This window comes from Erwinia sp. 2186, from assembly GCF_057812255.1.
In genome coordinates this window covers 2596413-2616920 of sequence record NZ_CM173824.1, presented here as the reverse complement: position 1 = coordinate 2616920, position 20508 = coordinate 2596413, and the positions used below count along the sequence as shown (strand labels likewise).

General features: G+C 59.1%; 16 protein-coding genes. 13 read left to right on the top strand and 3 right to left on the bottom strand.

Annotated features, from left to right (window positions below):
• Window positions 1-3 precede the first annotated feature (3 nt).
• Entirely contained in the window at window positions 4-1644 is a 1641-nt protein-coding gene (locus tag ACXKZG_RS12065) for a TIGR04028 family ABC transporter substrate-binding protein (protein WP_488874916.1), read from the bottom strand.
• 827 nt (window positions 1645-2471) lie between these two features.
• On the opposite strand from ACXKZG_RS12065, the gene ACXKZG_RS12060 reads away from it, so the two are divergent.
• The 4 genes from ACXKZG_RS12060 to ACXKZG_RS12045 all read left to right on the top strand — a co-directional run bounded on the left by ACXKZG_RS12060 (window position 2472) and on the right by ACXKZG_RS12045 (window position 6211).
• Entirely contained in the window at window positions 2472-3497 is a 1026-nt protein-coding gene (locus ACXKZG_RS12060) for a methionine ABC transporter ATP-binding protein (RefSeq protein WP_053143315.1), read from the top strand.
• Window positions 3490-4158 carry a methionine ABC transporter permease gene (locus tag ACXKZG_RS12055; RefSeq protein ID WP_013202086.1) on the top strand — a complete coding sequence of 223 codons (669 nt, stop codon included), beginning with the start codon at window positions 3490-3492 and terminating at the stop codon, window positions 4156-4158. Before ACXKZG_RS12060 ends, ACXKZG_RS12055 begins: the two co-directional genes overlap by 8 nt.
• Window positions 4159-4175: 17 nt before the next feature.
• Window positions 4176-4988: a MetQ/NlpA family ABC transporter substrate-binding protein gene (locus ACXKZG_RS12050; RefSeq protein WP_013202087.1), complete on the top strand. Its 813-nt coding sequence runs from the start codon at window positions 4176-4178 to the stop codon at window positions 4986-4988.
• 179 nt (window positions 4989-5167) lie between these two features.
• The gene (locus tag ACXKZG_RS12045) at window positions 5168-6211 is read left to right on the top strand and encodes a PLP-dependent cysteine synthase family protein (protein WP_488876262.1); all 1044 of its coding nucleotides are present in this window, start codon (window positions 5168-5170) and stop codon (window positions 6209-6211) included.
• A gap of 63 nt (window positions 6212-6274) precedes the next feature.
• On the opposite strand, the gene ACXKZG_RS12040 is transcribed toward ACXKZG_RS12045, so the two are convergent.
• Together ACXKZG_RS12040 and ACXKZG_RS12035 are read right to left on the bottom strand one after the other, a co-directional pair.
• Window positions 6275-7222, bottom strand: coding sequence for a sulfonate ABC transporter substrate-binding protein (locus ACXKZG_RS12040; protein ID WP_488874915.1), 948 nt, complete (start codon window positions 7220-7222; stop codon window positions 6275-6277).
• A gap of 94 nt (window positions 7223-7316) precedes the next feature.
• Window positions 7317-9203 carry a sigma-54-dependent Fis family transcriptional regulator gene (locus ACXKZG_RS12035; protein WP_488874914.1) on the bottom strand — a complete coding sequence of 629 codons (1887 nt, stop codon included), beginning with the start codon at window positions 9201-9203 and terminating at the stop codon, window positions 7317-7319.
• A 274-nt stretch (window positions 9204-9477) separates the two neighbouring features.
• Here ACXKZG_RS12035 and ssuD point away from each other — a divergent pair, with 274 nt between their 5' ends.
• The 9 genes from ssuD (at window position 9478) to ACXKZG_RS11990 (ending at window position 20368) form a co-directional block, all read left to right on the top strand.
• Window positions 9478-10644, top strand: a complete 1167-nt coding sequence (gene ssuD, locus ACXKZG_RS12030) for an FMNH2-dependent alkanesulfonate monooxygenase (RefSeq protein WP_488874913.1) — start codon at window positions 9478-9480, stop codon at window positions 10642-10644.
• Window positions 10645-10647: 3 nt separating this feature from the next.
• Complete coding sequence (locus ACXKZG_RS12025) at window positions 10648-12057, top strand: FAD/NAD(P)-binding protein (protein WP_471720242.1); 1410 nt, start codon at window positions 10648-10650, stop codon at window positions 12055-12057.
• An 86-nt stretch (window positions 12058-12143) separates the two neighbouring features.
• A complete protein-coding gene (locus tag ACXKZG_RS12020) occupies window positions 12144-13556 on the top strand; it encodes an LLM class flavin-dependent oxidoreductase (protein WP_013202093.1) in 1413 nt (470 codons plus the stop codon).
• The gene (locus tag ACXKZG_RS12015; RefSeq protein ID WP_013202094.1) at window positions 13549-14565 is read left to right on the top strand and encodes a methionine ABC transporter ATP-binding protein; all 1017 of its coding nucleotides are present in this window, start codon (window positions 13549-13551) and stop codon (window positions 14563-14565) included. The genes ACXKZG_RS12020 and ACXKZG_RS12015 overlap by 8 nt, the downstream gene beginning before the upstream one ends.
• Window positions 14562-15257: a methionine ABC transporter permease gene (locus ACXKZG_RS12010; RefSeq protein ID WP_013202095.1), complete on the top strand. Its 696-nt coding sequence runs from the start codon at window positions 14562-14564 to the stop codon at window positions 15255-15257. Before ACXKZG_RS12015 ends, ACXKZG_RS12010 begins: the two co-directional genes overlap by 4 nt.
• A gap of 2 nt (window positions 15258-15259) precedes the next feature.
• Window positions 15260-16135, top strand: coding sequence for a MetQ/NlpA family ABC transporter substrate-binding protein (locus ACXKZG_RS12005; protein WP_346567820.1), 876 nt, complete (start codon window positions 15260-15262; stop codon window positions 16133-16135).
• Window positions 16136-16322: 187 nt separating this feature from the next.
• Window positions 16323-17786 carry an MFS transporter gene (locus ACXKZG_RS12000; RefSeq protein ID WP_488874912.1) on the top strand — a complete coding sequence of 488 codons (1464 nt, stop codon included), beginning with the start codon at window positions 16323-16325 and terminating at the stop codon, window positions 17784-17786.
• Window positions 17779-18990: an acyl-CoA dehydrogenase family protein gene (locus ACXKZG_RS11995; protein WP_346567818.1), complete on the top strand. Its 1212-nt coding sequence runs from the start codon at window positions 17779-17781 to the stop codon at window positions 18988-18990. The genes ACXKZG_RS12000 and ACXKZG_RS11995 overlap by 8 nt, the downstream gene beginning before the upstream one ends.
• Window positions 18991-19033: 43 nt before the next feature.
• Complete coding sequence (locus tag ACXKZG_RS11990) at window positions 19034-20368, top strand: LLM class flavin-dependent oxidoreductase (RefSeq protein WP_488876261.1); 1335 nt, start codon at window positions 19034-19036, stop codon at window positions 20366-20368.
• The last annotated feature ends 140 nt before the right edge of the window (window positions 20369-20508 follow it).

Sequence of the window (20508 nt, the reverse complement as noted above, 5' to 3'; positions counted from 1 at the left end):
TCCTTAATGCTTTTCAAGCCAGGCGCTGTACAGCGCAGGACGGCCGACCGCTTCGAACTTCACGCCCTTAAGCCATGGCGCGCCGGCAAACACCTGCGGCTCTTCGAAAATCGGGATCACGTAAGCCTGCTCCAGCAGGTAGCGTTGCACATCGCCGGTCAGCTGCAGACGTTTGGCGGGGTCGATCTCGGCAGAGATATTCACCAGCAGCTGATTCAGCTTGTCATCCCGGAAGCTTTTCACCTTGTCACTCGATCCGCCTTTTTGCAGCAGCGCATCGCGGTTGGCCGGATAGAAGCTACTTTTGATCACGTCCGGATCGGCACGGCCCACTTCGGTGACGTTCAACGGCGTTTTCAGCGGGTCAAGGCTGTCCAGCGTTTTGCTGCCTGCATCACCCGCCTTCACTTTCAGTTCCACACCGACCTGACGCCACTGCTGAGCAATCAGCTGCAGCACCTCTTTGTTCTGTGGCTGCGGCAGGGACTCGTAAACGGTCAGTGATAGCGACTTGCCGTCTTTCTCGCGGATGCCGTTGGCGCCCGGTTTCCAGCCCGCTTCATCCAGCAAGCTTTTGGCTTTCGCCTGATCGAAGGTCAGCTTGTCGGCAAGGTTGACGTAGCCTGCGGCGGTGGTAGCAATCACCGAAGTGGCCTGCGGATAGTTAGGGGAGAACAGCGTTTCCACCACCTGCTTCGAGTTGGTGGCAGTCAGCAGGGCCTGACGCACGCGCAGATCGCTGACCAGCGGGTTATCAGGACGGAAGCTCAGGCTGTCGTTGACGCCACGGGTGGGTGCGGCATAAATCGGGAAGTTTTGCTCTTTAGCCTGCTTCTCGTCGTAGGCCTGCACCTGGCGGATAAAATCCGCCTGACCGGCCAGCAACGCGCCGATGCGCACGCTATCCTCAGGCGTCACAATAATCTTGATGCCGTCGAGGTTCGCCGGGCCTTGCTGAGAGATGTTTGCCGGTCCCCACTGGTAATCCTTACGGGCGACCAGATCGACCTCACGATCCAGCTTCTCATCGCTGACCACAAACGGGCCGGAGCCGATGATATGGCGGGCATCGCCCAGCTGATCGAAGCTGCGCGCCAGGGTGCTGAGTGACACCAGTCCTGAACCGATGGTGGCGGTGCCTTGCAGGAAGCCGGGGGACGATTTTTTGAAATAGAACTTCACGGTCAGCGGATCGACCACTTCGCTATGATCATAATTGTTAATCACTTCTGAAACCGGCAGGCGCAGGGCTTTATTACCCAATCCGTAGGTGTCGAAGTTCTTGGCGACCGCATTGGCATCCAGCGGCGTGCCGTCGGAGAAGGTCACGCCGGGATGGAGTTTGAAGGTGTATTCGGTTTTATCGGCGTTAGTTGTCCAGCTCTGGGCAATCCAGGGTTCAACCTTGAGGGTTTCCGGATTTTGCCAGGTCAACTTGTCGGTAATCTGATTCAGGATGCCGCCGTTAGGGTAAAAACCGCCCGCCGGGGGATACAGGTTGGTGTGCGCCTGCTGCTCCAGATAAATCAGCGTGCCGCCTTTAACCGGCGAATCCGCCGCAACGGCGTTTCCACCAAACAGGGCAAGGGCAATGCTTAAAGCCAGCGGACGAGCCAGCGCCTCAGGGCGGAAAGTGTGTGGCATAGTGGGATCCTTTAACGTCAATATTTTCAGGGAAGTGACGTTAAATATCAGGCTTTAGCAGGAGCGGGGTGAACCAAGGAAATCATCTAAGGTTAATCGGCAGGCGAATATAGGCGGGATTGACGGTACGGCAGTCTTATTGTGGGCTGAAGCTGCACAAAGACTGCTTCAGCCCGAATATACTGAGTGGAAATCGTCTGTATGTTTCGGTGGCAGGGTCAGGGAGAGAGGGGTGAACGCAAAGACGCCGTAAACCCATCCCTGGGGGCTCAGCGGCGACATCCCTGTCGCCGATGCTTTGCTTTTCCCCCCTCTCTCCCTTCCCTCAGGCTTCAGTGTTGACTGCTCGATTGTGGGCGCACAGGTCAAAACCCGCTGAGTTCACCTATGTATCCACCAAACCCCATTTGGTTTTGACCTGTGCGTCCACCGTCCCCCCCAACGACGCTAAGGTTATTGAGTGGCGGCATAGTGCGCATTAGCCGGGTGTATGCCGCAGGGATGCGGCATCCAAGCCTCCAGGGATGGATTCACGGCGCCCCGGATAATGCGCACTATGCTGCCGCCGTACCACCCGAGCGGGTTTGACCTGAATAATGCGCCCTATGCTGACGCCATACCACCCGAGCGGGTTTGACCTGAATAACGCGCACTATCCAGACGCCGTAACGACATATTCACTTTAGCTATAAGACATTCCCTTTAAGTCCTTTCCAGTCATATCGGCTCTGCCTACTATCCCGTGTCATAAGCTTTATCAATAATGCAGCAAAAACAATCAGTTCATTTAATAAGCGATTCAATCGCCGCAGACAGACAGGCAACAGATGATAGTTTTACGCAACGTATTCAAGACCTTCAAAGGCACGGCGGGTCCGATCAGGGCCGTCGACGATGTCAGCCTTCAGGTTGAACAGGGGCAGATCTACGGCATTATCGGCTACAGCGGCGCGGGAAAAAGTACGCTGATCCGTCTGCTTAACGGGCTGGAAAAACCCACGTCGGGCAGCGTGACCATTGCCGGGCAGGATATTGCCCAGGCAAAAGGCGAAGCTTTGCGCGCGGCACGGCTGAAAATCAGCATGGTGTTTCAGCACTTTAATTTGCTGTGGTCGCGCACCGTCAGCGAAAACATCGCTTTTTCGCTGCAAATTGCCGGCGCGCCGAAAGCGGCGATCCAGGCGCGGGTCAAAGAGCTGATTGAGCTGGTGGGGCTGACCGGCAAAGAGTCGACCTATCCGGCCAACCTCAGCGGCGGGCAGAAGCAGCGTGTCGGCATTGCCCGCGCGCTGGCAAACAATCCCGAAGTGCTGCTGTGTGACGAAGCCACTTCGGCGCTCGATCCGCAAACCACCGATGCCATCCTCGATCTGCTGCTGGATATCAACCGCAAGCTGAAGCTGACCATCGTGCTGATCACCCACGAGATGCACGTGGTGCGCAAAATCTGCCATCGCGTGGCGGTGATGGAAGACGGTCGCATCGTCGAAGAGGGCGAGGTGCTGTCGGTCTTTACCCATCCGCAACAGCCGATCACCCGCCAGTTCGTGAAGCAAACCAGCGAGTACAGCCGCGCAGACACGCCGTTCAATGCTGAACTGGTGGATGAGACGGGCGGCAGCGTGCTGAAGCTGACCTTTATCGGTCAGAGCACCCGCCAGCCGATTGTCGGCGAACTGACGCTGAAATACGCGCTGCCGTTCAACATCCTGCACGGCAAGATGACGCAAACCAGCAACGGCACTTTTGGCGAACTGTGGTTACAGGTCAACGCCACCCGCAGCCAGTTGGAGAACATTCTGCAGGACCTGCACGCGCATGGCATTACAACCGAGGTGGTCGCCAATGATTGAGTCCCTCTTTCCGCACCTGAAACTGGACCAGCTGTGGTCTGCGACCGGTGAAACCCTGTACATGACCGCGATTTCCGGCGTGGCGACCTTTGTGCTGGGAATTGTACTCGGGCTGGCGCTGTTCCTGACCGCGCGCGGCGGCCTGTTCCAGAACCGGGCGATCTATGCGCTGATCTCGGTGCTGGTCAACGTCTTCCGCTCGATCCCGTTCATCATTCTGATTGTGCTGCTGATCCCGTTCACCAAAAAGCTGATCGGCACCATTTTGGGCGCGGATGCGGCCCTGCCGGCGCTGATTGTCGGGGCGGCGCCGTTCTACGCGCGGCTGGTGGAAATCGGCCTGCGCGAAGTCGATAAAGGGGTGATTGAAGCCTCGCGTTCGATGGGCGCGCGCATCAGTACCTTGATTTTCCGCGTGCTGCTGGCGGAATCCTCGCCAGCCCTGGTGTCGGGCATCACCGTTACGCTGATTGCGCTGGTCAGTTACAGCGCGATGGCCGGGGTGATTGGCGCAGGTGGCCTCGGCAATCTGGCGTATCTGGAAGGTTTTCAACGTAACCACGGCGATGTGACGCTGGTGGCGACGGCAATGATTCTGGTGATTGTTTTTATCATCCAGTTCGTAGGTGATCTCGTGACCACACGGCTCGATAAACGTTAACTTTTAGGGGATTTACTGTGAAAAAAACACTGACACTGCTGGCTGCTGCCACTCTGGCTGCGATGAGTCTGAGCGCATGGGCTGATACGCTGACCGTTGGCGCGTCCAACGTGCCGCATGCTGAAATTCTGGAGCAGGCCAAGCCGATCCTGGCGAAGCAGGGCATCGATCTGGAAATCAAACCTTTCCAGGACTACATCCTGCCAAATACCGCGCTGGCCAGCCGTGATATCGACGCTAACTACTTCCAGCACGTGCCGTATCTGAACAGCGTGCTGAAAGACCATGCCGACGACAAGACCTATGATTTTGTCAGCGCTGGCGCAATCCATATCGAGCCCATTGGCATTTACTCGAAGAAATACAAATCGCTGAAGGATCTGCCACAGAACGGCAAAGTGATCATGCGTGATGCGGTGGCGGAAGAGGGCCGTATCCTGTCAATCTTTGAGAAGGCAGGCGTGATTAAGCTGAAGCCTGGCGTCAGCAAAGTGGACGCGCGCATCAGCGACGTGGTTGAGAACCCAAAACACCTGCAGTTTATTGCTAACGTCGAAGGCGCGCTGTTGCCGCAGATGTACAACAATGACGAGGGTGATGCGGTGGTGATTAACGCCAACTACGCCATTGATGCCGGCCTTAATCCGGTAAAAGATCCAATTGCCGTTGAAAGCGGTGAAAATAACCCGTACGCCAATATCATCACCGTGCACCGTGGCGATGAAAACAAGCCGGATATTAAAGCGCTGGTCACCGTGCTGCATTCGAAACAAATTCAGGACTGGATCCGCACCAAATATAAAGGTGCCGTTATTCCGGTGAATAACTGATTCCAGGGATTTGTGTTTATGCGAAGGCCGGGAAACCGGCCTTTTTCACATCGAGGCGTTATGCTTCGCGGACTTAGTTATTTCTCTGGAATCCTTTGCGCTATTTCTTAATTTACCTTTCAGACGATAAGCGGAATATTTGCCAGTAGATTGCTTAACCCGCCTGACTGGAGCGCATGATGACAATACATAATGGCATTACCGAACTGGTAGGTCAGACCCCGCTATTACGCCTCACCCGCTTTTCCCAACAGCATCAACTGACTGCCGATCTGGTCGCCAAGCTGGAATATTTCAACCCCAATCACAGCATCAAGGATCGCACCGCGCTGGCGATGATCGAAGCGGCGGAGCGCAGCGGCAAGCTCAGGCCGGGCATGACGCTGGTCGACACCACCAGCGGCAATACCGGCATTGGCCTGGCCTCAATCGCCGCGGCCAAAGGCTATAAGTTTCGTGTTTACCTGCATGACAAACTCAGCGCCGAACGTTTTGCCATCCTCAACGCCTTTGGCGCGGAAATCATCCCGTTTAGCGCGGTGCCCGGCTTCGACAAGGTGATCGAAGCGAGTGACGGCGACTTTGTGGCTGCCGCCCGCTGGCTGGCCGATAACGTGATCCTGAAAGAGCCGAATATCTGCTTCACCTGCCAGTTGGAAAACCCGGCCAATCCGCAGGCCCATTTCCACAATACCGGGCCGGAAATCTGGCAACAGGCCGGAGGGCAGGTTGACGTGCTGATCGCGTCCGTCGGCACCGGCGGCACGCTGTCAGGGGCGGGACGCTATCTTAAGCAGCTTAACCCGCAGATCGCACTGATTGCCGTCGAGCCCGGCCACTTCAGCATCCCGGACAAGGATAGCCCGGACACCCGCGAGATCACCGGCGTGCATGCCTTCAGCGAGGTGCCCCCGGAGCGGGTGCCACTGACGCTGGATCGCGGCCTGTGCGATGAAGCGATCGCGGTGGAGAGCTGGCAGGCGGTGCAGACGGCGAGGGAAGTCGCCTTGTCGGATGGCATCCTGGTGGGTGAGTCCTCAGGTGCGGTGCTGTATGCCGCGCGCGAGGTTGCCCGGCGGCCGGAATATGCCGGCAAGCGGATTGTGGCGATCCTCGCGGACAGCGGCCTGACCTACCTCTCCACCGGCCTGTTCGATCCCACGCTCAGCGTTGAACAGCTGCAGGCGGCCGCGCTGAATCGCCAGGCGGAAGCGATCGCCTGAGTCACCCCAGCCCATAAAAAAGGGCAATCAGTTGATTGCCCTTTTTGCCTTCAAAATGCAGCGTTATTTCTTATCCAGCGACCAGGTTGCGCTGGCAACGTTAACCTTCACCGGCAGCAGGCCAATCTGGGTGAACTTATCTGCCAGCGCCTGCTGTTCCTTAAACACTTCCGGCGTCATTCGCTCTGCGCCAAACGGCATTCTGGCAATCGCCCGCTGCCAGATCGACTGCGGCAAACCGGTCGACGTTGACAGTATTTTGGCTGCCTCTTCCGGGTTTTTGTTGGCCCAGTCGCTCAGCGTGCCGAGCTGATCGACCACCTGTTTGGCGGTCTGCGGATAGGTATCGGCAAACTTACGGCTGGAGAGATAGAAGGTGTAATGCGGCACCAGCCCTTCGGCATTTTTGATCAACCGGGCTTTGGCATTGGTTTCCACTTCCGCGTAGTAGGGATCCCAAATCACCCAGGCATCGACCGCGCCACGCTGGAAGGCGGCACGCGCATCGGCAGGCGGCAGATAAATGGCCTTCACGTCCTTGTAGCTTAATCCGGCATTTTCCAGCGCGCTGACCAGCAGATAGTTAACGTCGGAGCCTTTATTCAGCGCCACGCGTTTGCCTTTCAAGTCGGCCACGGTTTTGATGTCTGAGTTTTCCGGCACCACAATCGCTTCGGTTTTTGGGTTAGCGGGCGAGTGCGCCAGATACACCAGGTCGGCCTGCGCCGCCTGGGCGAAGGTCGGTGGCGCATCGCCGGTGGCGGCCAGATCGATACTGCCGACGTTCAGCCCTTCCAGCATCTGCGGGCCGGCCGGGAATTCGACCCACTTCACCGCGATGCCCTGTTTTTTAAACTCGGCGTCAAGCGTGCCGCGGTACTTCAGCAGCGCAAAAATATTGGCTTTCTGGAAACCGATAGTGACCTGTTTAGGGGCAGTTTCTGCCATAACGTTAAACGCCGAGGCGCTGAGTGCGGCGGCAATCAGGCCGCTCAATACGATTTTTTTCATCTTTAATCCCGGTGTAATAGGTAATGTTTCAGCAACATAGCAAACCGCATGAAAACGGCTTAACGAGTAAAATTGCTTTGCTTAGCTGAAAAAATCATGGCCAGACCGCCTCTCGCACCTTGATCGCACGGGAAAGCAGGCCCAGCGCGTAAAAGCGATCCGCAATCGCCTGCTGCTGACGAATAATGGTCAAATCCATGCGCCGGGGCTGATGGCTGCGGCGCGCCAGCGCATGGCCGAGGGACTCGGTGGACAGCCCGAGCTCAGCGGAGAGCAGCGCGGCGGCCTCATCGCGGTGTGCCTCGATATACTGTCCGGTGTGTTCCAGGGCCGACATCAGCGTGTCCAGCAAATCGGCGGAATGCCCGACAAAATCGCGATGTGCCAGATAGAACTGATGGTTGTTCACCCGGCCAACGCCGTTGGCGATCACCCGCAGCTGCTCGCCGTGTTCGGCATCGCTCAGCAGCGGGTCCCACATCATCCAGGCATCGACCGCATGATGATCGCTGGGGGTCAGCGGATATTTCGGCGGGGCATAGACCACGCGCACGTCGTCCAGCGTCAGGCCCGCCTCATCGAGAATTTGCAGCAACAGGTAATGGACGTTGGAGCCTTTATTCACCGCGATGCGCTTACCGCGTAAATCGGCCGGCGTCTGCACCGGGCTGTCGTGCGCCACCAGCAGCGCCACGCTTTGCGGCGCGGCGGGTTCCCAGGCGACATACAGCAGCGGACTGTTGCTGGCCTGGGCGAACAGCGGCGGCACCTCGCCGGTGGTGCCAAAATCGATCTCACCGTTGGTCAGCGCGTGCAGCAACTGCGGACCGGCGGGGAACTCGCTCCACAGCACGCTGACGCCACGATCGGCAAACTGCGTTTCCAGCGTCTGCCGCACTTTCAAAATCCCCAGATTGCCAAACTTCTGGTAACCAATCCGCAGTTCGCGCTCGCTGCTGCCCGATTCGTTCGGGGTTTTGCCTGTCGCGCCGGCCACACTGCGGCGGGCTTTAATCAGGCCCAGATGGCCAAGATGGGTGCGTAGCGTATTGCGGCTGATGCCCAACAGGGTGGCAGTTTGCAGCTGGTTGCCCTGGCTCAGTTCAAAGGCATTGCGGACCAGCGAATCCAGCACCCGCTGATAAAGCGGGCTGTCATTTTCCACCAGCTGCTGGCGTAAGAACGCATCCAGCGAATCGTCATCATGGGGCAGCGAGGTCAGATTGGCGGCGCTGAGCCGCAGCTGCTGCGGCGTAATCAGCGGCTCTCTGCTCAACAGCACCGCATTGTGCAGGGTGTTTTCCAGCTCGCGGATATTGCCCGGCCAGGCATAATCCATCAGCGTGCCCAGCGCTTCCTCACTGAGGCGCAGCTGCGGACGGCCCAGCCGCCGGGCATACAGCGTTAAAAAGTGATCGGCCAGCAGCGGAATATCTTCCCGCCGCTGACGTAACGGCGGCAGCGCCACCGCCGCGACATTTAGCCGGTAATAGAGGTCTTCACGGAAACGACGTTCACGAATGGCATGCGCCAGATCCACATGGGTGGCCGCCACCACCCGAACGTTGACCTTTACCGGGCGACGCGATCCCACCCGCGTCACTTCGCGCTCCTGCAACACCCGCAGCAGCTTCACCTGCAACGGCAGGCTAAGCTCGCCGATTTCATCCAGCAGCAGCGTGCCGCCTTCCGCCGCTTCAAACCAGCCCTGATGACGATCTGCCGCGCCGGTAAAGGCGCCTTTCTCATGACCGAACAGTTCGGATTCGGCGAGGCTTTCGGTCAGCGCACCGCAGTTAACCGCCAGGAACGGCCGGTCGCGTCGCGGGCTGTGATGATGCAGATAGCGCGCCACCACCTCTTTGCCGGTGCCGGTTTCCCCGACGATCAGCACCGTGGCGTCGGTCGGCGCCAGGCGGTCCAGAACGCTCTGGAAGGCAATAGAAGCAGGATCAATTAACACCGGGCCGTGGGTTTGCATCGGGGATCCCTCACATTAAGCGGAACGGAAACCATACCTTCAGACGCGGGCGATAACGAGGGGGTGACCGGCCGGTTTGCTGCAAATGCAGCAGACGGTCATCAGTGGCTGTTGCATTTGCAGCAAAAAGGGACGGGGATCTTAAAATCTAACCCATTGAAAAATAATAACAATGGCAGGATTAAATTGTGGCATGGTTCCTGCTATGGTCTTTATAACCAAACGAGAATAATCAATACAATAAATTCAGATATCGTTATATAGGAAACGGATAATGAGCGACGCAGCGCAGGACAATCTCAACGTATTTTGGTTTTTACCGACCCACGGCGATGGCCGTTATCTCGGCACCACCGAAGGCGGAAGAGCCGTCGATCTGCCGTACCTGCAGCAGGTGGCGCTCGCCGCCGACAATCTGGGGTATTACGGCGTACTGATCCCCACCGGCAAAAGCTGCGAGGATTCCTGGTTAGTGGCCTCCGCGCTGGCGCCGATCACCAAACGGCTGCGCTATCTGGTCGCGGTGCGTCCCGGCTTACAGCCGCCGAGCCTGGCCGCGCGGATGGCCGCCACGCTGGATCGCCTGTCGGAAGGGCGTCTGCTGATCAACGTGGTGACCGGCGGCGATCCGGTAGAAAACAAGGGCGACGGCATCTTCCTCAGCCACGCCGAACGATACCAGGTCACCCGTGAGTTCCTCGAAGTCTATTCGCGCCTGTTAAAGGGCGAGAAGGTCGATTATCACGGCGAGCATATCCGCGTGGAAGGGGCTGAAGTGCTGTTCCCACCGGTGCAGGAAAACGGTCCGCCGCTGTTCTTTGGCGGTTCCTCAGAAGAAGCGCTGGAGGTGGCCGCTAACCAGATCGACACCTATCTGACCTGGGGCGAACCGGTTGAGCAAGTGGCGGAGAAAATCGCCGTGGTGCGTCAGCGCGCTGAAGAGCGGGGCCGCACGCTGGATTACGGCATTCGTCTGCACGTGATTGTGCGGGAAACCGAAGAAGAAGCCTGGGCCGCCGCCGACAAGCTGATTGCCCACCTTGATGATGACACCATCGCCGCCGCGCAGAAGATCTTCTCGCGGATGGATTCCACCGGACAGGCCCGCATGAGCGCGCTGCACGGCGGCTCGAAAGACGGGTTGCGCATCGCGCCTAACCTGTGGGCCGGCGTTGGCCTGGTGCGTGGCGGAGCGGGCACGGCGCTGGTAGGCAGTCCGCAGCAGGTGGCGGATCGTATTCGTGAATATCAGGCACTGGGCATCAAAAACTTTATCTTCTCGGGCTATCCTCATCTGGAAGAAGCGCACCGCTTTGCGGAACTGGTGATGCCGTTGCTGCCGCTGGCCAGCAATGCCGAGAAGCGCCAGCGTACCATCAATACCGGACCCTTTGGCGAAACCATCGGTGGCGATCGCCGTCCGTGCAAACAGGGAAACTGAGTCATGAGCGATCGGCAGATTGTCATTATCGGCGGCGGCTTTACCGGCACGGCGCTGGCTGTCCACCTGGCGCGGTTGGGTCACGCCGGACTGGAGGTGACAATTATTGAACCGCGCGCCCAGCTGGCTCAGGGGGTGGCCTATGGCACCATCGATCCGGCGCACAGGATTAACGTGCCGGCGGCCAGAATGCAGCTTTCAGCGGCGGAAGAAGGCGACTTTGACCGTTGGTATCGCGCCTCGGCCGCCTTTCAGATCGATGCCAAAGCCTTGTGGCAGGACGGCAAGGTCTATCCGCAGCGCGGCCAGTTTGGCGCTTACGTCGCAGGCAAGCTGGCCGAGGCGCTGAAAACCTCGGCGGTGCGGGTGAGCCATATTCAGGATCGGGCGATAGCGCTGCAAAACGGCGAGGTGCTGACGGCGTCCGGCAGAAAATACCGCGCGGATGACGTGGTGCTGGCGGTCAGCCATCCGCCGCCTGCGGTGCCGGCAAAACTTCAGCAGGCGCTGGGCGGGCATCCGGGCCTGATCGCCAATCCGTGGCAGAGCGATGCGCTAAGTCAGGTGGCGAAAGACGATCGGGTGGCCATTATCGGATCCGGCTTAACCATGTCGGACGTGGTTGCCTCGCTGCACCGTCAGGGACATCGCGGCAGCATCGTCGCCTTCTCCCGCCGGGGTCAGCTGCCGCGTCCGAATATCACCGGTGACTTTGCGCCGCGACCACTGGATTACCAGCAACCGCAGGCCGCGACGGCGCTTGGCTGGTTGCGCCGTATCCGCCAGGAAGTTCGTCTGGCCGCCGCCGAACAGCAGCCGTGGCAGCTGGTGCTGGACGATATTCGCCTCAACGGTCAACGCCTGTGGCAACAGCTGTCGCTCAGCCAGCAGCGCAGTTTTCTGCGCCATCTGCGGCCGTGGTGGGATGTTCATCGCTACCGCATTGCGCCGCAGGTCAGCGCGGTGCTGACGCGACTGCTGCACAGCGGGCACCTTCAGGTGCTGGCCGCCAGCCTGCAACAGGTGGCGGTCGATAATGACACGGTGATCCTGACCCTGAAGCGACGCGGCCAGGCACAGGCCGACAGCGTGCAGGTCGACCGGCTGATCGTCACCACCGGCCCGGCCCACGGCGCGCTGTTAAGCAGTAATCCGCTGCTACAGCAGTTGGCGACGGAAGGGCTGATTAAGGCCGATCCGCTGGCGCTGGGGATCGCTGTCGATGCCCATTCCCGCACCCTGAACCGCCACGACCAAAGCAATCCCCATCTTTACGTCGTCGGGCCCGCCGCGCGCGGCCGCTTCGGTGAATTAATGGGCTTACCGCAGGTTGCCGAACACGCCGAATCCCTGGCGCAGCAGCTGCTGGGGATCGTTTCCCCGTCCGACGGCGAGCGATGTCCCCCGTCCTGATCCGCTGATTTTTCCTGAAAAATATCCTTTTACTGATTGCCGGAACGGAAGGGCGAGCCCTTGCCGTGCCTGCTATGGAGTCTGCTATGTCATCGCAACGTGAAATTCGCCTGAACGCTTTTGATATGAACTGTGTCGGTCACCAGTCTCCCGGCCTGTGGGCGCACCCGCGCGACCGCTCGTGGGAATATAAGGATCTGGCTTACTGGACCGATTTGGCCCGCCTGCTGGAAAGAGGCAAATTCGACGGGCTGTTTATTGCCGACGTGCTGGGGGTGTATGACGTGCTGGACGGCAACAACCATGCCGCGATCCGCAACGCGACCCAGGTACCGGTTAACGATCCGCTGGCGCTGATCACCCCAATGGCGTTAGTCACCGAACACCTTGGTTTTGGCCTGACCGCCTCGCTCTCCTTCGAGCATCCTTATCCGTTTGCCCGCCGCATTTCCACGCTGGATCACCTGACCAAAGGTCGCATCGGCTGGAACATCGTCACCTCGTATCTGGAGAGCGGGGCAAAGAATATCGGTCATCAGAGCCAGACCGATCACGATGCGCGTTATGACTATGCCGACGAATATCTGCAGGTGGTGTACAAGCTGCTGGAAGGCAGCTGGGAAGACGATGCGGTGGTACGCGACCGCGTGCGCGGCATCTTCAGCGATCCGACAAAAATCCACCCGATTAACCATCAGGGCACCTTCTTCCAGGTGCCGGGCATTCACCTGTGCGAACCGTCGCCGCAGCGCACGCCGGTGCTGTATCAGGCCGGAGCCTCCAGCCGGGGCAAGCAGTTTGCTGCTGAGCATGCCGAGTGCGTGTTTGTTGCCGCGCCATCAAAAGTGCTGCTGAAGAAAACCGTGGCGGATATTCGCCGTCGCGCGGCGGAGGCCGGCCGCGATCCGCGCAGTATCCTGATTTTTAACCTGCAAACGGTGATCGTCGGCGAAACCGACCAGGCAGCGCAGGCGAAGTGGGAAGAGTACAAAAAATACGTCAGCTATGAGGGCGCGCTGGCGCTGATCTCCGGCTGGACCGGGATCGATTTTGGCCAGTATCAGCCGGACCAGGTACTTAAACACCTGCACACCAACGCCATCCAGTCGGCGGTGGAAACCTTCTCCACCGCCGATCCGGATCGTCAGTGGACGGTGCAGGCGCTGGCCGACTGGGTGGGGATTGGTGGTTTTGGCCCGCTGCTGGTGGGCAGTGCAGAAACCGTCGCCGACGAGCTGCAAAGCTGGGTGGAAGAGACCGATGTCGATGGCTTTAACCTCGCCTACGCCGTCACTCACGAAACCTTCACCGATGTGGTGGAGTTGCTGATCCCGGAGCTGCAAAAACGCGGCGTCTACAAGAAGGACTATCAGCCGGGCACCCTGCGCGAAAAACTGTTTGGCCAGGGCGACCGTCTTGCAGCGCCGCATCCTGGCGTGGGCTATCGCCGCGTGTCGGGCGACGTGCCGCAGCCGGAGAGTGAGGTGCTCAATGATTGAAATCTCTGAGCTGAAAAAACACTATCCCGCGCCGGGCCGGAAAACGGTGGAGGTGTTGAAAGGCATCTCGCTGACCGTGCCGCCGGCGTCGATCACCGCCGTGGTCGGCCCGAGCGGCGCGGGAAAATCCACGCTAGCGAAGTGCATCAGCCTGCTGGAAAAACCCTCGTCGGGCAGCATCCGGGTCAATGGCGAGGATCTGTCGCAGCTGTCGGGTGACGCGCTGCGCGCCAAACGCCGGGCCATTGGCACCGTGTTTCAGTCGTCAGCGCTGTTGCAGCGTAAAACCGCCTGGGAAAACATCGCGCTGCCGCTGGAGTGGCTCGGCGTGGTGCCCGGTGAAATCAAACGCCACGTCGGGCAGCTGCTGGACAGCGTCGGCCTGAGCGATAAAGCCAACGCCTTTCCGGCGCAGCTGTCCGGCGGCCAGCGCCAGCGTGTCGGGATTGCCCGCGCGCTGGCGCTGAAACCGTCGGTGCTGCTGGCCGATGAAGCCACCTCGGGGCTGGATCCGCAGGCCACCAGTTCAATCCTCGCATTGCTGAAACAGCTGCGCGATCGCTTTGGTCTGTCGATTATTTTGATCACCCATGAAATGGACGTGGTGCGCAGGGCGGCGGATGCGGTGGCCGAAATCAGCGACGGACGGCTGGTGCAACAGGGCACCCTGAGCGATCTGCTCTCCAGCCCGCAGTCGAGCCTGGGACAACGGCTGTTTCCGCTACAGCCGCTGGAGGCGTCGGGGGATATTCTGCTGCAGCTGACCTATGGCGATCGCCCCCTAGCCACCGACTGGATCAGCCAGCTTAGCCAGCAATATCAGCTGCACATCGATCTGCTGGCGGCACACGTTGAGCAGGTGGGCGAGCGGCTGGCAGGGCGGATGCGCATCGCCGTGCGCTTTGGCGCGCAGCGGCCCCGCCATCAGGTGCTGATCCAGCAGCTTTATCAACTGGGTATCAATGCCGAAATTCTCGATCTCCAGCCCGCATTGCAGGAGGCCGGATGAAACCCGCAGACGTCATGAGTCATGACACCCCGTGGCGCGATATCCACACCCTGATGCTGCCGGCCTACGGCGAAACCTGGCTGATGGTCGGCATCGTGATGCTGTTTGTGGTCACCTTCGGCGGCCTGTTGGGCATCGTGCTGTTTAACACCTCAAAGCGCGGATTGTTTCCGCATGTGGCAATGAACCGTAGCCTGAGCTGGATAGTGAACATGGGACGCTCACTGCCGTTTCTGGTGCTGATGGCGGCGATCATTCCGTTCACCTTCTGGCTGACGGGTACCACCATCGGCATCCCTGCGGCGGTGATCCCAATGATTGTTGCCGGTACGCCGTTCTTTGCCCGGCTGGTGGAAACGGCGCTGCGCGAGCTGCCGGCTGACGTCACCGCCGTGGGGCTGGTCTCCGGCGGGTCGACCTGGCAAATCATCCGCCGGGCGCAGGTCAGCGAAGCCTTGCCCGCCATCGTTGCGGCTATCGTGCTTAACCTGATCTCGATGATTGAGTACTCGGCGATTGCCGGCACCATCGGCGCAGGCGGTATCGGTTATCTGGCGGTGGTCTACGGCTATCAGCGCTTCGACAACCACATCATGATCGCCACCATTCTGGTGCTTATTGCCACCATTCAACTGATTCAGTTTACTGGCGACCGCCTGGTTGCCGCACTTCAACCTTCTCAGGGATCCTGACCATGTCGCAGCACCAGTTTGAAATCAGAAAAAAGAAAAAATGGCCGGGCATTGTCGCCGTGGTGGTGGTGATTGTCGTGGCGGGCGTGGCCTGGCATCTGCTGACGAAAAAGAGTGACGCCGTCACCTTTACCGACACGCTGAAAGTCCACTTTGAACCGGCGATGGCCGGCGAGGAGCGCATTATCCAGTATGTCGGTCAGCATATCGCACCGGATTACGGCATCAAGCTGGAAGCGGTGGGCTTGCAGGATCCGGTGCAGGCAGACCGCACGGTGGCCGACGGCCAGTATGCCGCCACCGTCTATCAGCATCAGTGGTGGTTAAAGCAGGTGGTCGACGCCAACAAGTTTGCTTTAACCCCGGCGCTGCCGATTTTCCAGTGGGCGTTTGGCATCTACTCCGATCGCTATAGCTCGATTAAGGATTTACCGGAAGGCGCGGAAATTGTGGTGCCCAATGACGGTGCCAATCAGGGCCAGGCGCTGTGGTTGTTGCAACGCATCGGCCTGATTGGTCTGGATCCGGCGGTGGAGCCGCGAATGGCGCAGCTTAAGGACATCAAAACCAACCCGCATAATTTCAAGTTCAAGGAGCTGGACCTGTTAACCATGCCGCGCGCATTGAACTCGGTGGATGCGGCGATTGGCTACGTGTCCCAGTTTGACGCCGGCAAAGTCCCGCGTGAGAAAGGGATCCTTTTCCCGCCCGCGCCGAAAACCTTTGCCTCGCAGCTGGTGATTGGCACGCCGTATCTGGACGACGAGAACATCGTCAAGCTGAAGAAGGCGTTTGCCGACCCACGCTTGCAGCAGTGGCTGAAAGAGACCAATGACCCGTTAGTGAAAGGTGTGCTGGTGCCTGTTTCGGCAGAATAATCGCGCGCGTTTTAACCCTGAATCACCGGATAGGCCTTTGGCTTATCCGGTTTTTCTGCTTGTCAAAAAAACGTGAATATCTTATTGATTTTTATGGTTTTATAATGATTATTTGTTGTTTGTCCCCGCCGCAAGATCCTTCTATAAACAGCTCATCACCCGCGAATAATAAAATGATGAGGCCAGTATGAGCACGATTAATCTTGAGGGCGAACGGATACTCCCGCCGCCGCATTCAACACCGATAAGCTCTGTCAGTGACGTGGCAAACGTCATTAACAGCTGCAGCAGTAAAAACAGCTACGCCCGCTGGATCGTGTTTCTGGCACTGGGCGGCGTCTTCCTCGATGCCTACGATCTGACCACGCTGTCCTACGGGATTGATGACGTGGTGAAAGAGTTCGGGCTGACGCCAACCCTGACCGGGCTGGTGACCTCGTCGATCATGATCGGCACCATCGTCGGCAACCTGGTCGGCGGCTGGCTGACCGATAAGTACGGCCGCTACTCGGTATTTATGGCCGACATGCTGTTCTTTGTGGTGTCGGCGATTGCCGCTGGCCTGGCACCGAACGTCTGGGTGCTGATCGGCGCGCGTTTCCTGATGGGCGTCGGCGTCGGGATTGATTTGCCGGTGGCGATGGCCTACCTGGCGGAATTCTCTAAATTCACCGGCAAGGGCAATAAAGCCTCGCGGCTGGCAGCCTGGTGCCCGATGTGGTACGCCGCGTCCTCGGCCTGTTTCTTTATCATTTTTGCCCTCTATTTCCTGCTGCCGAAAGAGCATCTGGACTGGCTGTGGCGCGCATCGCTGCTGTTTGGCGCGGTGCCTGCGCTGCTGATCATCGCCGTGCGCAGCAAGTTTATGAATGAATCGCCGCTGTGGGCGGCCAATCAGGGCGATCTGAGTGGTGCGGTGCGCATCCTGCGCGATTCCTACGGCATCGTTGCCCACGAAGCTGAGCCAGAAAAGCCGGCGGTAGAGAAAAAAGCGCCGCCAAAGGTCAGCTTCCGCGTGCTGTTCCAGAAACCCTATCTGGAGCGCACCGTGGTGACCGCGGTGATGAACGTCTGTATCTCGTTTGAATACACCGCGATTGCCTTCTTCCTGCCGTCGATTCTGGCGCAGTTCCTGGGCGCCGGCGTGTTTGAAACCATCTCCGCCTCGCTCGGCCTTAACGCGCTGTTTGCCTTTACCGGCGGCCTGTTGGGCATGCGCCTGGCGTGGAAATTCCCGTCACGGCATGTGGCGATCGCCGGCTTTGCGCTGCAGTTTATCGCGCTGATTTCGCTGGCGCTGGTCGGCCATCCTGAAGCGACCGCCGGGGTGGTGTTTGCCATGCTGATGCTGGGTCTGTGGCTGTTCGCCGAAGGCTTTGGCCCTGGCGCGCAGATGATGATCTATCCGGCGCTCTCTTATCCTACCCATATTCGCGCCACCGGCGTCGGCTTTGGCCGCTCGCTTTCGGGCATTGGCAGCGCGCTGGCGCTGTTTATCCTGCCGATCCTGCAGGCGGCGTACGGCACCAATATGTTCTGGATTGTCTCGCTGGCCGCCATTATCCCGATTTTCTTCCTGCTGATTATTCGCTTCGAACCGACCCGTCAGGACATTGACACCGAACACGAAACTGGAGAACACCATGTCTGAAGCCACTTACCCGGATTACGAAATTCTGGCCGCCCGATTCCGCCCGATCTTCAACCAGATTGCCGAAGGCGCGGTCGCGCGTGAACATCAGCGGACGCTGGCCGATGAGCCGATCCGCTGGCTGAAGCAGGCCGGATTCGGCACCCTGCGCATCCCGGTGGATCAGGGCGGACTGGGTGCCAGCCTGCCGCAGCTGTTCCAGCTGCTGATCGAACTGGCCGAAGCCGACTCCAATCTGCCGCAGGCGCTGCGCGCCCATTTTGCCTTCGTCGAAGATCGCCTGAATCAGCCCGACAGTGAAGGGCGTCGCCAGTGGTTCAGCCGTTTTGCCGACGGTGAACTGGTCGGCAGCGGCTGGAGTGAAATCGGCAACCTTAAGCTGGGCGAAATCAAAACCCGGGTGTCGCCGGGCGAAAACGGCTGGCGGTTGAACGGCGACAAGTTTTACAGCACCGGCACGCTGTACGCCGACTGGATCGATGTCTTTGCGAAGCGCACCGACAACGACCGCGATGTGATTGCGCTGGTCAGTACCCATCAACCGGCGGTCCAGCGCGACGATGACTGGGATGGCTTTGGTCAGCGCCTGACCGGCAGCGGCACCACGCGCTTTAACGAGGCGGAGGTGGAGCAGGCGCACGTCTATGACTTCAGCGAACGCTTCCGCTATCAGACCGCGTTTTACCAGCACGTGTTGCTGGCGACGCTGGCTGGCATTGGCCGCGCCGTCAGCCGCGATGCTGCGCAGGGCGTGGCGGCGCGTAAGCGTATTTACAGCCACGGCAACGCGCCGCTGGTGAAGCAGGATGTTCAGGTGCTGCAGGTGGTCGGACAGATCGACAGCTGGGCATGGGCGGTGGAATCCGCCGTACAGCGTGCCGGCCATTCGCTGCAACGGGCGTTTGACGTCGAGCATCAGGGCGGCAGCGAAGAGGCGATCCAGCAGGCTAACGTGCAGGCGGAGCTGGAAGCTGCCAAAGCGCAGGTGATTGCCACCGAGCTGATCCCGCGTGCCGCCACCGAACTGTTTAACGCGCTGGGCGCATCGGACACCCGCGTCAGCAAGGCGCTGGATCGTCACTGGCGTAACGCGCGCACCGTGGCGTCACACAACCCGGTGATTTACAAAATCCGCAACGTCGGTGACTGGGCGGTTAATGGCCGCGAACCGACGTTTATCTGGCAGATTGGCAATGGGGAATAGGGCTGTGGACGCGCCGAAAAAAATCCTGTTAAACGCCTTCAATATGAACTGCGTTGGGCACATTCATCACGGCATGTGGACGCATCCTCAGGATCGTTCCACGGAATTTAACAGCCTGAGTTACTGGCTGGACCTGGCGAAGATCCTCGAGAAAGGGCTGTTTGACGGGCTGTTTATCGCCGACATTCTCGGCGTGTACGACGTCTATCAGCAGGGGATCGCCCTGACCGCCAGCGAATCTATCCAGCTGCCGGTCAACGATCCGCTGATGCTGGTGTCGGCAATGGCCAGCGTCACCGAACATCTTGGCTTTGGTCTGACCGCCAACCTGAGTTACGAAGCGCCGTATCCGTTTGCCCGCCGCTTTTCGACGCTCGATCACCTGACCGCCGGGCGGGTGGGCTGGAATATCGTCACCGGTTATCTCGACAGCGCAGCCCGCGCCATGGGGCAGACGCAGCTGTTGGGGCATGACCGTCGCTACGATCAGGCCGATGAGTTTCTCGACGTCAGCTATCAGCTCTGGGAAGGCAGCTGGGAAGAGGATGCGGTGCTGGCCGACCGTCAACAGCGGCGCTATGCCGATGCCAGCAAAATTCATCCTGTGCGTCATCACGGGGAATTTTATCAGGTGGAGGGTTATCACCTTTCCCAGCCGTCTCCGCAACGCACGCCGCTGCTGTTCCAGGCGGGAAGTTCCGCACGGGGCATCCAGTTCGCCGCGCGCCATGCGGAGTGCACCTTTGTTAATGGCAGCACGCCACAGGCAATGCGCGCGCAGGTGGACAGGCTGCGGCAGGCGGCGAAAGAGGCCGGCAGGTTGCCCGAGGATCTGAAAATCTTTATGGGCATTTCGGTGATAGTCGCTCCCACCGAACGCGAGGCGCAGGAGAAGCATCAGGAATACCTGCGTTATGCCAGCCCGGAAGCGGGCATCGCCCACTTCTCCAGCTCGACCGGCATCGATCTGGCGGCGTTCGGCCTTGATGAGCCGATTCAGAGCGGTGCCACCCGGGCGATCGAGTCGGTCAGCAAAGCCTACAGCGGCTGGACCAAACGTCAGCTGCTGGAGCAGCATGCGTTGGGGGGACGCTACGCGCTGATTGTCGGCGATCCGCAACAGGTCGCGACCGCGCTGATCGACTGGATCGACCAGGCCGGGATCGACGGCTTTAACCTTACGCGCATCGTTAATCCGCAAAGCTATATCGACTTTATTGAATTAGTGGTGCCGGAACTGCAACAGCGCGGGCGGTATAAGACCGCTTATCAGCCCGGATCGCTGCGGAAAAAACTGTTTAATAGCGACAGGCTTGCCGAACGCCATCCGGCCGCAGCCTGGCGTAAAGGAGGGCGGAATTACCGTAATAATCAGTAATCCGTTCTATTGCTAAAACTCGCTCAGGCTTAGCTGAAATTGATCTGAATGGATTAATTTCAGCATGCTAAGTTGAACTCTTATTAATTTCACCAGGTACAGATGATGATTAGCCAAAATATAAAAAACAGTGCGGTTAT